This is a genomic window from Halomonas litopenaei (assembly GCF_017303055.1).
In the GTDB taxonomy this organism is placed as follows: domain Bacteria; phylum Pseudomonadota; class Gammaproteobacteria; order Pseudomonadales; family Halomonadaceae; genus Halomonas; species Halomonas litopenaei_A.
Window position 1 is genome coordinate 87,800 of sequence record NZ_JAEKJT010000007.1, and the last position, 13,302, is coordinate 101,101.

The following is a 13,302-nucleotide window of genomic DNA, read 5'->3' on the forward strand; positions in this document are numbered from 1 at the left end:
GAGCACCGTCAATGGGCCTGGTAGCAAGACATTATTGCTGGGCCGGGTGAATGAGCAGACCGCGGAGGCTGCCGCTCTCCCGCCGTTGATCATTCGTCACGTGCGCCCGACACCCTCACCGTCAACAAGGATTCGACGTGTTCCTCGCCACACGCCTACTCATCGTGATCTGCTTGTCACTGGTTCCCTGGACCGCGCAAGCACAGTTCTTCTCTTCTTCTTCCGACGAGTTCCTGCCCGTCCACGAGGCATTCAGCGCCACTGCATGGCATGACGGCGAGCGGGTTTATGTCGGCATGGAAAACGCCGACGGCTACTATCTCTACCGCCATCGCTTTGCCCTTGCCCTGCAAGACGGCTCGGGCGAACTGGGCGAGCTGACACTCCCCCCCGGGGAAGCCAAGACCGATGAGTTTCTGGGTGACGTCAATGTCTTCTATGACAGCGTCGTCTTCAGCGCGCCGCTGAACGCTCCCCAACAGGGCCCGCTGCCGCTGTCCCTGACCTTCCAGGGCTGCGCCGATGCGGGGCTGTGCTACCCGCCCGAAACCCTCACCTTGAGCGCCCCGGAGTCCGAACCACCGCCGGCCTTTGCCGACGCCGTAAAGGCCACAGGCACTCCGTCAGCGGACACTCCGTCGGCCAGCGCCTCGGATGCCGACGTCAGCGCCGCAGACGACAACGCCTTTGCCAGTGCCCCGCTCAGCGAGGACGGCCACTTCCGTGCGTTGATGCAGGACGCCAGCCTGCCCCTGATGCTTGGCCTGTTCTTCCTCGCTGGACTGGGCCTGACCTTCACCCCCTGCGTGTTGCCGATGATCCCGATTCTGTCGTCCATCATCGTTGGCCAGAACCCAGGGCGCGGCAGGGCCTTCGTGCTGTCGGCCAGCTATGTCGCAGGCATGGCCTTTACCTATGCCCTGGTCGGCGTCCTGATGGGATTGTTCGGGGCCGGGCTCAACCTCCAGGCGAGACTGCAGTCCGCTCCGGTACTGATCGTCTTTGCCCTTCTGTTCACCCTGTTTGCGCTGGCCATGTTCGGCGTATTTGAGCTGCGTGTCGGCTCTCGCCTGGGCTCGCGCATCGACGCCTGGCAGAGCCGAGCCCAGCAAAGCGGGCCGCTCGGCCTGGCCGCCGCCGGCGCTCTCTCGGTACTGGTCGTGTCTCCCTGCGTTTCAGCCCCCCTGGCTGGCGCCCTGGTCTTCATTTCCTCCACCGGCGATGCCCTGGTGGGCGGTGCGGCCCTGCTGGCCCTCGGCCTTGGCATGGGTGTTCCTCTGCTGCTGGTCGGCGGCTTTGGCACGTCCCTGCTGCCACGCTCTGGCAACTGGATGAACGGGGTCAAGACCGCCTTCGGCATTCTCTTGCTGGGGGTGGCCATCTGGCTGGTGGAACGCCTGTTGCCGGCGACCGCGTCGTTGCTGTTGTGGGCTTGCCTGGCGACCGGTACAGCACTGACGCTGGGGGCCCTGGACATGCGCTCACCCACGGGCTGGCCGCGGGTGCGACAGGGACTCGGAATCATTCTGCTGGTCTGGGGGATCACCCTGGTAGTCGGTGCTGCCGGCGGCGCAAGCGACCCGCTCAGGCCGCTGCAGGGTCTGACCTCCCCATCCAACGCAGGTAGTGCCGGAGGTACACAAGCGCTGGCCCACGCCGACCAGGTCGTGACCGGGCTCGATCAGCTTGAGGCAGGCCTTGCCCAGGACCAGGGGCCCGTATTCGTCAACGTGACGGCAGAGTGGTGCATTTCCTGCAAGATCATGGAGCGTGACGTCTTTCCCGATCCGCAGGTACAGGCAGCGCTCGACGGCTATCGCTGGATCGATGTGGACGTGACCGAGTCAAATGCCGACAGCCGAGCCCTACTGGACCAGCTGGGCCTGTTCGGCCCTCCCAGCCTGCTGTTCTTCCACAACGGAACAGAAATCCGGCAGGCCAGAATACAGGGCGAGCTTGACGCCGCCTCCCTCGCACAGCACCTCGACGCGGTCACCGAACTGCTGACTGCGACACCCGCAGCGTCGGCATCAGCGACGCCGAAAGACCATGAACGAACACCGTTCGGCCTCGCTGGACAACCCGCGCAATTTTCGGCAAACTCCGCACTACTCTGAATTCTGACACGATAGAGGCGCCATTAAACGGTAACGTGCGGCGATCTCTAACAACTTGCGTCAGGTTTACAGCGCCTGACAGACACTTCACACGATCGAGACAACGTCATGGATATTCGTAAAGTCAAGAAGCTGATTGAACTGCTGGAAGAGTCCAACATCAGCGAAATCGAGATCCAGGAAGGCGAAGAGTCGGTCCGCATCAGCCGTCATCCCCAGGGTGGCAGCTGGCAGCCGGCCCCGGCGGCTCAGCCTTGGCCTGCCGCCGCTCCGGCACCGGCAGCTGCCCCTGCGCCAGCGCCTGCCGAGGCCCCGGCCGCCAGCGCCGACAGCGGCCCCAGCTATCAGGGCCAGGCGGTCGTCTCGCCGATGGTCGGTACCTTCTACCGCTCCCCCGCTCCTGGCGCCAAGCCGTTCATGGAAGTCGGCTCCAGCGTGCGCAAGGGCGACACCATCTGCATCGTCGAAGCGATGAAAATGATGAACCAGATCGAAGCCGACCGTGACGGCGTCGTCGAGGCCATCCTGGTCGAAGACGGTGAGCCGGTTGAATTCGACCAGCCCCTGGTTGTCATCTCCTGAGAAGGCCCTGGCCTTCCCTGACCATTCACTTTCGGCGGACACCACCATGTTGGACAAGGTTCTAATCGCCAACCGCGGCGAGATCGCTCTTCGCATCCTGCGCGCCTGCAAGGAGCTCGGGATCAAGACCGTCGCGGTGCATTCCAAGGCGGACCGCGAGCTGATGCACGTGCGTCTCGCCGATGAGGCGGTGTGCATTGGCCCGGCCTCCTCGGCCCAGTCTTACCTCAACATTCCTTCACTGATCAGCGCGGCCGAAGTCACCGACGCCAGCGCGATCCATCCCGGCTACGGCTTTCTGTCCGAGAACGCCGACTTCGCCGAACAGGTCGAACGCTCCGGCTTCACCTTCATCGGCCCGAAAGCCGAGACCATCCGCCTGATGGGCGACAAGGTCAGCGCCATCAACGCGATGAAGAAAGCCGGCGTGCCCACAGTACCGGGCTCTGATGGCCCGCTGAGCGACGACGAAGGCGAGCTTATCGCGACCGCTCGCCGCATCGGCTACCCGGTGATCATCAAGGCCGCAGCTGGCGGCGGTGGCCGCGGCATGCGCGTCGTCCACACCGAAGCTCACCTGGTCTCCGCCGTGACCGTGACTCGCACCGAAGCGCACGCCGCCTTCGGTGATGGCACGGTCTACATGGAGAAGTTCCTGGAGAAGCCGCGTCACGTGGAAGTCCAGGTACTGGCAGACGGTCAGGGTAACGCCATCCACCTGTACGATCGCGACTGCTCGCTGCAGCGGCGCCATCAGAAGGTCCTGGAAGAAGCCCCCGCCCCGGGCCTCGACCCCGATGCACGGGCCAAGGTACTCGACGCCTGTCGCGAGGCCTGCATCGAGATCGGCTACCGCGGCGCTGGTACCTTCGAATTCCTGTACGAAGACGGCGAGTTCTTCTTTATCGAGATGAACACCCGCGTCCAGGTGGAGCACCCGGTCACCGAGATGGTCACCGGCGTGGACATCGTCCGCGAGCAGCTGCGCATTGCCTCCGGCCTGCCGCTGTCGATCCGTCAGGAAGACGTCGAGCTGAACGGCCACGCCTTCGAGTGCCGGATCAATGCCGAGGATGCACGCACCTTCATGCCATCTCCTGGCAAGGTCACCCTGTACCATCCCCCGGGTGGTCTCGGGGTGCGCATGGATTCGCACCTGTACACGGGCTACACCGTACCGCCGCACTATGATTCCCTGATCGGCAAGCTGATCACCTGGGGTGCCGACCGCGAGACATCGCTGACACGCATGCGCAACGCGCTTGACGAGCTGCTGGTGGAAGGTATCAAGACCAATACCGATCTGCACAAGGATCTGGTGCGCGACGGGTATTTCCAGCAGGGTGGGGTCAACATCCACTACCTGGAAAAGAAACTGGGCCTCTAAGCGAGCGCTGGCCTAGGCCGGCGCACTCCAGGCCTTCCATCGCTTGACGGGCAGCTAGCGCCGCACGTCAAGCGACAGCGGGGCGGCTTCGGCCGCCCCGCTGACGTTTACCTGACATCGAGGAACACCCCAATGCCCTGGCTCCAACTCAAGGCCGAGGTGCCTCCCCAGCACGCCGAGCTGCTCGAGGAGCTGCTGCTCGCAGAAGGTGCGACGGCCATCACCTTGCAGGACGGCGAAGACGACCCGGTGTTCGAGCCCGACAGGGGCACGACCCCGCTGTGGGATCACACCGTCCTGACCGGACTCTACGACGACCTGGATGGCCTCGCCGACATGCTGGAGCGGCTGGCCGGCGCCTGGGCGGAAACGATGCCCGATGAGCCTTGCCCGACGATCACTCACGAACTGATCGATGATCGTGACTGGGAAAGAGAATGGATGGACAGCTTCGAGCCTCTGCGCATGGGGCAGCGCCTGTGGATCGTCCCCAGCTGGCACCAGCCACCCGAGGATGACGCGGTGAACCTGCACCTCGACCCCGGACTGGCCTTCGGCACCGGCACCCATCCCACCACAGCGCTGTGCCTCGAATGGCTCGACGGGCTGGCCGTTGATGGCGCCCTGGACGACGTTGAACTGCTGGATGTGGGCTGCGGTTCAGGCATCCTCGCCATTGCCGCCCTGAAACTCGGTGCCGCCAGTGCCGTGGCCACCGACATCGACCCCCAGGCGCTGACCGCCAGCCGCGACAACGCCGAGCGTAACGCTATCGAGGCCTCACGCCTGACGCTGCGCTACCCGGAACAGATGGGGGGTGAGACCTTTCCGCTGGTGCTGGCCAACATCCTGGCTGGCCCTTTGGTCGAGCTGGCCCCTACCATCGCAGGCCATGTCGCTCCCGGAGGCCGACTGGCGCTCTCCGGCATCCTTGAGGCCCAGGCCGATGAGGTCATCGACGCTTACCGCGATCAAGGGCTCTACATGGACGATCCTGAGCTGCGCGACGGCTGGGTACGCCTGACCGGTTATCGCCCAGAGACTCGCTGAACATTGATGACCCTGGTCACTCCCAGCGTTTGATCAGGAAAACGCCTCGTTGATGCCTTCACCAAGGCGCCTTCGAGGCGTATGATATGCAGCCCCGGAACGACGGCAACGCCCATGTCAGACCAACGTCCCAGTCACCAGCCACAGGTCAGCCAGCCTTCAGCTCGCCGGACCACGCCCCGTCAGGACACCTGGATAGGCCCGCACAAGCTGGCCAGCCCGGTGATTCTTGCGCCTATGGCGGGCGTGACCGACAGGCCCTTTCGTGCCTTGTGTCGACAGCTGGGAGCAGGCCTGGTCGTGGGCGAGATGGTCACCTCTGACCCCAACCTGTGGCATACCAGAAAGTCACGGCTGCGCATGGATCACCGCGGCGAACCCGGACCACGGGCGGTGCAGATCGCTGGAGGCGACGCCGAGATGCTCGCTACCGCCGCTCGGCTGAATGCCGAGCAGGGTGCCGAAATCATCGACATCAACATGGGATGCCCGGCCAAGAAGGTCTGCAACAAGGCTGCCGGCTCAGCCCTGCTTCGAGACGAAGCGCTGGTGGCCGAGATTCTCGACGCGGTGGTCGCTGCCGTGGACATACCGGTGACCCTGAAGATCCGCACCGGCTGGTGCGAGGACAGCAACAATGCGGTACGCATTGCGACGCTGGCCGAGAACGCGGGGATCCAGGCCTTGGCGGTGCATGGCCGCCATCGTCAGCAGCGCTACCAGGGCGACGCGGAATACGACACCATTGCCGAGGTCGCATCGAGGATTCGCATCCCGGTGTTCGCCAATGGCGATATCACCGACCCGCTAAAGGCACGCCGCGTGCTCGACTATACTGGTGCAGATGCCGTGATGGTTGGCCGCGGTGCCCAGGGCAACCCCTGGATTTTCCGCGAAATCGCTCACTATCTGGCGCATGACGAGCTACTGCCACCGGCGACCGATGATGAGCGCCGGGAGGTGTTGGGAGCGCATCTTAACGCCCTGCACGCCTTCTACGGCGAGCATATGGGCGTGAAAATCGCGCGCAAGCACCTGGGATGGTACCTGTCCAGCGATCAGCGCCTGGAGGACGATAGTCGCCGCGCGCTGAAGGCCACCTTCAATGGCCTGACGTCGGTCCAGGGCCAGCAAGACTTTATCGACGAACTTTTTCGTCACGACCCAGCTACCGCCGCGGAGCGTGTGGCCAGGGCCGTGGCACACCATGGAACCCGTGCCGCATGACCAGCCAGCCACCCATCGACCAGTCGGCATCTGCCTCGCCACTCGACACCTCAGAGCGGTCCATCGACGGCCTCCCGCCGACAGCGGCTCAGGCCGCCGATGAGCGCCCTCTGCGCGAAGCCGTATTTGCCGCCATGGAACGCTATTTTGATCACCTGGATGGGGGAACCGTGACCGACCTGCATGCCATGGTGATGGCGGAGGTCGAGGCTCCCTTGTTGTCTTCGGTACTCAGCTATACCCGCGGCAATCAGACCCGGGCGGCTGAGATGCTGGGGCTCAACCGCGGCACGCTGCGCAAGAAGCTCAAGCAATACGACCTGATCTAGACCGATTCGAGGGAGCCTGACGGCTCCCTTTTCTCGCCCTATCGTTTTTCCTCGCAATAGAGACCTTCCCATGGCCCAGCCCTCTCCCCTCCCCGTTCGCCGCGCCCTGATCAGCGTGTCGGACAAGACCGGCATCGTCGATTTCGCCCGCGCCCTGTCCGATATGGGGGTCGAACTGCTCTCCACCGGCGGCACCTACCGCCTGCTGGCCGACAACGCCATTGCCGTGACGGAAGTCTCGGAGCACACCGGTTTCCCGGAGATCATGGACGGCCGGGTCAAGACGCTGCACCCCAAGATTCACGGTGGCATCCTGGGTCGGCGCGGACAGGACGATGCCGTCATGCAACAGCATGACATCGCCCCTATCGACATGGTGGTCGTCAACCTCTACCCCTTCGCTGCCACGATCGCCCGCCCGGACTGTCGTCTCGAGGATGCCATCGAGAACATCGATATCGGTGGCCCCACCATGGTGCGTTCCTGCGCCAAGAACCATGCCCATACCAGCATCGTGGTCAACGCGGCGGACTATGACCGAGTGATTGCTGAAATGCGCGACAACGCAGGGGCCGTCACCCAGCCCACGCGTTTCGACCTGGCCGTCAAGGCATTCGAGCACACCGCAGGCTACGACGGTGCCATTGCCGACTACCTGGGACGCCTGGTCGAAGGTAGCGATGACGGCTTCCCGCGCACCTACAACCTGCAGCTCACCAAGAAGCAGTCGATGCGCTACGGCGAGAACCCTCACCAGCAGGCGGCCTTCTACGTGGAAGACAACGCCAGCGAGCCGAGCGTCTCCACCGCGGTGACCCTGCAGGGCAAACCGCTGTCGTTCAACAACGTGGCTGACACGGACGCCGCACTCGAGTGCGTGAAGAGCTTTGCTGACACTGCATGTGTCATCGTCAAGCACGCCAACCCCTGTGGCGTGGCCGTAGGCGCCAGCGCGCGCGAAGCCTATGACAAGGCCTTCGCCACCGACCCGACCAGCGCCTTTGGCGGCATCATCGCCTTCAACGTGCCGCTGGATGCAGACACCGCCCGCGCGATCATCGATCGTCAGTTCGTTGAAGTCATCATCGCCCCAGGGGTGAGTGACGACGCCATCGCCATCGTCGCCGAGAAAAAGAACGTGCGACTGCTGGATATCAGCGCTCACTGGCCCGGCGAGCAGCTCGCTGCCCACGACCTCAAGCGCGTCACCGGTGGTCTGCTGGTCCAGGATCGTGACCTTGGCATGGTCGAGCGCGACGATTTGACCGTGGTGTCCGAGCGGGTGCCCAGCGAGCAGGAAATGCGTGACCTGGCCTTCGCCTGGAAGGTGGCCAAGTACGTCAAGTCCAACGCCATCGTCTACGCCAAGGATGGTCAGACCATCGGCGTGGGCGCAGGCCAGATGAGCCGCGTCTACTCCGCTCGTATCGCCGGCATCAAGGCGGCCGACGAAGGACTCTCAGTGCCCGGCTCGGTCATGGCCTCAGACGCCTTCTTCCCGTTCCGGGATGGCATCGATGCCGCCGCCAGTGCCGGCATTACCGCGGTCATTCAGCCCGGCGGCTCCATGCGCGACCAGGAAGTGATTGACGCCGCCAATGAGGCCGGCATCGCCATGGTATTTACCGGCATGCGTCACTTCCGCCACTGAAGGCAGCTACCCGCTACCTCAACGGGTGGCGGGCGCTACGCGGGCACCGGCAACGGTGCCTGCCTGCACTCAATAAAAGGGCCTCGACGCATGCGTCGAGGCCCTTTTATTAAGCGTCAGGGAAGCGGCCGCTATCGCTCACGGCCGCTCAGATCGACGTCACTCACCGATGTCCATGCACAGGTACTTGGTTTCGAGGAACTCGGCCAGGCCCTGGTGACCGCCTTCGCGCCCCAGACCTGACGCCTTGACTCCGCCAAACGGGGCCGCAGCATTGGAAATCAAGCCGGTGTTGATGCCGACCATACCGTACTCGAGTGCATCGGCAACCCGCCATACGCGGCCCAGGTCCTTCGAGTAGAAGTAGGCGGCAAGCCCAAATTCGGTATCGTTGGCCAGGGCAACCGCGTCTTCCTCGTCATCGAAGGGAAACACCGCCGCCAATGGGCCGAAGGTTTCTTCTCGCGCCACCTTCATTTCGCTGCTGGCGCCACTGACCAGGGTCGGTGTGAAGTAGTTGCCGCCCAAGGGATGAGGATGACCGCCAATCCACAGCTCGGCGCCCTTGTCGACCGCATCCTGAACATGCTCGTTGACCTTGCTGACGGCATTTTCGTCGATCAGCGGACCAATATTGACGCCGTCCTCGGTCCCGTCGCCAACCTGAAGCTCGCTGTTCATCGCCACCGCGAGCTTCTCGCTGAACGCGTTCACCACGCTCGACTGGACCAGGAAGCGGTTGGTGCAGACGCAGGTCTGACCGGCATTTCGGAATTTGGCCGCCATGGCACCACTGACCGCAGCGTCCAGATCCGCATCCTCGAACACGATGAACGGCGCGTTGCCGCCCAGTTCCAGCGACACCTTCTGGATATTCTGGGCCGCCTGGGCCATCAGCGTACGGCCAACTTCGGTCGACCCGGTAAAGGTGATCTTGCGCACAACCGGCGACTCGGTCAGCGCAGCGGCGATCTCGCTGGCCGAACCCGGCACCACATTGAACACGCCACGCGGCACTCCCGCACGCTCGGCGAGCAGCGCCAGCGCAGTGGCCGACAAGGGGGTCTGACTGGCCGGCTTGACCACGATGGTACATCCCGCCGCCAAGGCAGCCCCGGCCTTGCGCGTAATCATGGCGGCCGGGAAGTTCCATGGAGTAATCGCGCCACAGACGCCTACCGGCTGCTTGGTGACCACGATGCGCTGGCTGGACTTCACCGCTGGAATCGTCTCGCCATAGACGCGGCGGCCTTCCTCAGCAAACCAGCGCAGGAAGCTGGCGGCATAGACGATCTCACCAGCGGCTTCCTTGAGCGGCTTGCCCTGCTCAAGGGTCATGATGGTCGCAAGCTCGTCCTGATGCTCGAGCATCAGCTCGTACCATTTCATCAGGATGTCCGCACGTTCTTGTGCGGTCAGCGACCGCCAGGCCGGCAAGGCGGCCTCGGCTGCTCCGATAGCGGTCTCCGTCTCGGCCCGGCCAAGACGTGGCACTTGCGCGATGACCTCGCCATTGGCCGGATTGACGACCTCGATCTGATCCCCGCTGTCGGCTGCCACCCAACTGCCATCAATGTAGGCGAAGGGGCGATACAGCGGCATTTCCTGTAGGGCTTTCATTTAGCCTCCTGGCGATATGGCGAAAGGAACATCACTTTCATGCTAAGCGCTTCACCGGCGGATCGCCAACCCGTATCACACTGGCATCACGCCGACGTCTCATCCGCGGCGCGGGATGCTGACAGGGTGATCGAAACAGAGTCCGCAAACCGCAGCGCGTGGGGCTTGTCGATCTCGACCTGGGTGGTCAACACCTGCTCGTGACTCATGATCAGGTCGAGCACCTCACGGGTCATGCGCTCAAGCAATTGAAAGCGATTGCCTTCCACCAGGGCGATGACTTCCTTAGTGATCGTGCGGTAGTTCAAGGCCTGTTCAATGTGGTTGAACGCAACGGCCTTGTCCGCACGGTAGCGAATGACGGCGTTGATCACCACATCCTGGCGATTGAGGATCTCCTCCTCCTTGATACCGATGTAGGTGCGCAACCGCAGATTCTTGATGCGAATGGTGGCGAGATCGTGATCTAGATGCTGATCCCCCAGAACGTGCAGAGACATGGCCCCTCCCGTGTTCGAGGCAGGTTGACGACGGCGGCTGGTATCAGCGGCCACTGACCAGCGTCAGAAACTCCTGGCGTGTGCTGGCCTTTTCGCGGAAGGCACCGAGCATCACCGAGGATGTCATACTGGAATTCTGCTTTTCCACACCACGCATCATCATGCACAGATGGCGGGCCTCCACCACCACTGCCACCCCCCTGGCACCGGTCACCTGCTGGACCGCATCCGCAATCTGACGTGTCAGGTTCTCCTGGATCTGCATGCGTCGAGCATACATGTCGACGATCCGGGCAAACTTGGAAAGCCCCAGCACCTTGCCTTGAGGCAGGTAGGCGATGTGGCACTTGCCGATGAAGGGCAGCAAGTGGTGCTCGCACATCGAGTAGAGCTCGATATCCTTGACCAGCACCATCTCATCTGTCTCCGAGGAGAACACGGCCCCATTGACGATCTCTTCCAGCGACTGAGTGTAGCCGCGATTGAGAAACTGCATCGCCTTGGCGGCTCGCTTGGGCGTGTCGACAAGCCCCTCCCGCTCCGGGTCCTCGCCCAGCTCCTCAATGATGTGTCGATAGTGATTGGCGAGTGCTTCAGTCATGATCCAGCCCTTCAGGGGATACGCCCAGGCATGCCGGGAGTTTCGCTCCCAACTATACAAGACCTGTACGTTGAATGTTTAAAATACAACTATTGCCGATTCGTGCCCATAAGTCTACCGCAGCCGGCGCTTCGTCGCAGTTCGCGATGGCCGCTCGCCAAACCTACCGTTCGATATCCACGATGCATGACGTCGGGGAGACGCCAAACGACAGCCCAGGCCTGCGCGACCCGCTAGCGTCGAGGTGCCCGGATGCTCGTCATTGCCGGCGCCGATAACGTGACACAGTGTCGCGTAACGGTCGTGGTGGCTGCCCCGCTGTCAGCGCTGTGCTATCGTCGAACCGCCGTGTGGGGTGGCTGGGACAGGCCAACGTCCAGAGACCACTTCGCTCAGACTCATTCTTCGGAAAGATGCTTTCGTCAGCACGGTTCTTGATCCCATCGCGGCTCGTTAGCGAGCAAGGTTAGGTAGCGAGCGCGGTTCTGGATCAATCACGGTGCGCTTATGAGTACAGTGCCTGCCCTGTACGATCTTCTGCGAGAAACGCCTATGTCCTGCCGCCGCCTGAAGTCCCGGCCTTCATCATTGTCTATTGCCCTTCTGTCATCTCTCGCCTGCGTCGGCATGGCGCTTGCCGCCACCGCCCAGGCCGACAGTCTGGCCCTGCCCGCCCAATCTCGCATCGACGTCACCACGATCGACGGCATCGCACTGGACGGCGCCCAGGACCAGCTTCACGACGTCATGCTGACCCCTGCAAGCGACGCCAGCGGCCGCACCGATCTGCCGCACTATTGTGTTCTGGTGGGGGATGCCAAGCGTGACGGGGATCGCCTGAGAATCACTACACAGGCGCTGACCTGCGTGGAGACCGAGGGGGGAGACAGCCACATCTATTCGGGAGAATTGGTGGCGGGCGCCTATGACACGGACGGCCAGTTCGGGCTCGATGCCTGTGATGACAACGGCTGTGAGCTTGAGGCGAACCACGTCTTCCAGCTGGAACTCACCCACGCCCTCGACATCGAGCAGATGCCCAACCCTTCAGCCGAGCTGAATGCCGAGCGACGCCGCACAGGCCCCCGTACTGAGGCCGACGGCGAAGCCGAAGGCAACAACGAGACCGGCGACTAGACCTCACCTCCGCCACCGTCGTAAAGCGCGGGAGGCTGGCATCACTGCTCCCGCGCCTGCCGACCGAACAACGCCGTCAGCCTCCGGCCAACCAGCGCTCCTTGTCGGACAGCGCCAGGCGCTGCTGCTCCAGCTGGCGGATATGCTCATCCCAGTAGCCGTGATCCGCCACCCAGGGAAACGCTCTGGGAAAGGCCGGGTCTTCCCAACGCCCCACCAGCCAGGCGCTGTGACGCATCACGCGCAGCGTCCTCAGCGGTTCTATCAACGCCAGTTCGCCACGCTCAAACGGCAACACCTGTTCGTACCCTTCGATCACCTCGGACAGCTGCTGCGTCCTCTCCTCGGGAGCCTGGGCAGTAAACAACATCCACAGATCCTGTACCGCCGGCGCCATCAGCGCATCATCGAAGTCGACCAGGGCAAAGTGATCGTCTCGTCCCAGCATGTTGCCGACATGGCAGTCGCCATGGACGCGCAACGCAGCCCCTGCCGCATCATCGAAGCGCGCCAGGGTGGCTACCAGCGTCTTTGCTACCGAGGCATAGCTGTCGCGCTGACGCTGGCTCAACCAGTCGCTGCCAAGAATCGTCTCGCGGGCTTGCTCCGCCATGGTCGATGGCACCAGCTGTGCGCGGTGCATAAAGCGTCCGCGGCGCCCCACCTCGTGGACCCTGCCAATCAATTCTCCGAGCGCGAACAGATGATCAGGATTCTCCAGCTCGGGTGCCTGACCCGGCAGGTGGGGGAACAGTGCCAGCCGCTGCCCGTCGACCTCGTGCAGGCTATTACCCGCATCATCGCACCAGGGCGCGGCGACGTTCACCTGAGCCGCCTCGAGCTCTGCCAGAAAGGCGTGCTCTTCCTGTATCGCCTGCGATGAGAGACGACCGGGGCGGTAGAATTTGGCCACCCAGCGTCCGCCCTCTTCATCTCTGACCAGGTAGACGCGATTCTCGTAGCTGTTCAGCGCGAAGGGCTCACCCGATAGCCAGAACCCCAGGGACTCGATCGCGTCTACGACGCGCTGGGGCGACAGTTCATGGAAGGGGGTCGAGGTACTCATGGAGACTCCAGCGCGCAGGTGGGAAACGACCGCGG

At 63.3% G+C, this 13,302-nt stretch carries 12 protein-coding genes; 8 read left to right on the top strand and 4 right to left on the bottom strand.

The window, feature by feature from the left end; translation table 11 throughout:
• Window positions 1-137 precede the first annotated feature (137 nt).
• From dsbD to purH, 7 genes are all read left to right on the top strand, one after another.
• A complete protein-coding gene (dsbD, locus tag JF545_RS14715; protein ID WP_206943309.1) occupies window positions 138-2,117 on the top strand; it encodes a protein-disulfide reductase DsbD in 1,980 nt (659 codons plus the stop codon).
• Window positions 2,118-2,225: 108 nt separating this feature from the next.
• A complete protein-coding gene (accB, locus tag JF545_RS14720) occupies window positions 2,226-2,699 on the top strand; it encodes an acetyl-CoA carboxylase biotin carboxyl carrier protein (RefSeq protein ID WP_206943310.1) in 474 nt (157 codons plus the stop codon).
• Between the two features lie 46 nt (window positions 2,700-2,745).
• Window positions 2,746-4,086, top strand: coding sequence for an acetyl-CoA carboxylase biotin carboxylase subunit (accC, locus tag JF545_RS14725; protein WP_206943311.1), 1,341 nt, complete (start codon window positions 2,746-2,748; stop codon window positions 4,084-4,086).
• Window positions 4,087-4,218: 132 nt separating this feature from the next.
• Window positions 4,219-5,136, top strand: coding sequence for a 50S ribosomal protein L11 methyltransferase (gene prmA, locus JF545_RS14730; RefSeq protein WP_206943312.1), 918 nt, complete (start codon window positions 4,219-4,221; stop codon window positions 5,134-5,136).
• Between the two features lie 114 nt (window positions 5,137-5,250).
• The gene (gene dusB / locus JF545_RS14735) at window positions 5,251-6,363 is read left to right on the top strand and encodes a tRNA dihydrouridine synthase DusB (protein WP_206943313.1); all 1,113 of its coding nucleotides are present in this window, start codon (window positions 5,251-5,253) and stop codon (window positions 6,361-6,363) included.
• Window positions 6,360-6,692, top strand: coding sequence for a DNA-binding transcriptional regulator Fis (fis, locus tag JF545_RS14740; protein WP_206943314.1), 333 nt, complete (start codon window positions 6,360-6,362; stop codon window positions 6,690-6,692). The genes dusB and fis overlap by 4 nt, the downstream gene beginning before the upstream one ends.
• Window positions 6,693-6,762: 70 nt before the next feature.
• Window positions 6,763-8,343, top strand: coding sequence for a bifunctional phosphoribosylaminoimidazolecarboxamide formyltransferase/IMP cyclohydrolase (purH, locus tag JF545_RS14745; RefSeq protein ID WP_206943316.1), 1,581 nt, complete (start codon window positions 6,763-6,765; stop codon window positions 8,341-8,343).
• A 159-nt stretch (window positions 8,344-8,502) separates the two neighbouring features.
• Here purH and JF545_RS14750 read toward each other — a convergent pair whose 3' ends face one another.
• From JF545_RS14750 to folE, 3 genes are all read right to left on the bottom strand, one after another.
• Complete coding sequence (locus JF545_RS14750) at window positions 8,503-9,963, bottom strand: NAD-dependent succinate-semialdehyde dehydrogenase (RefSeq protein WP_206943317.1); 1,461 nt, start codon at window positions 9,961-9,963, stop codon at window positions 8,503-8,505.
• A gap of 86 nt (window positions 9,964-10,049) precedes the next feature.
• Complete coding sequence (gene folX / locus JF545_RS14755) at window positions 10,050-10,463, bottom strand: dihydroneopterin triphosphate 2'-epimerase (protein ID WP_206943320.1); 414 nt, start codon at window positions 10,461-10,463, stop codon at window positions 10,050-10,052.
• Between the two features lie 43 nt (window positions 10,464-10,506).
• A complete protein-coding gene (gene folE, locus JF545_RS14760) occupies window positions 10,507-11,064 on the bottom strand; it encodes a GTP cyclohydrolase I FolE (protein WP_206943322.1) in 558 nt (185 codons plus the stop codon).
• A 588-nt stretch (window positions 11,065-11,652) separates the two neighbouring features.
• Between folE and JF545_RS14765 the strand changes: the two genes are divergently transcribed.
• Window positions 11,653-12,201, top strand: a complete 549-nt coding sequence (locus JF545_RS14765; RefSeq protein WP_206943324.1) for a hypothetical protein — start codon at window positions 11,653-11,655, stop codon at window positions 12,199-12,201.
• Window positions 12,202-12,277: 76 nt separating this feature from the next.
• Here JF545_RS14765 and JF545_RS14770 read toward each other — a convergent pair whose 3' ends face one another.
• Complete coding sequence (locus JF545_RS14770) at window positions 12,278-13,267, bottom strand: serine/threonine protein kinase (RefSeq protein WP_206943326.1); 990 nt, start codon at window positions 13,265-13,267, stop codon at window positions 12,278-12,280.
• Between the last annotated feature and the right edge of the window lie 35 nt (window positions 13,268-13,302).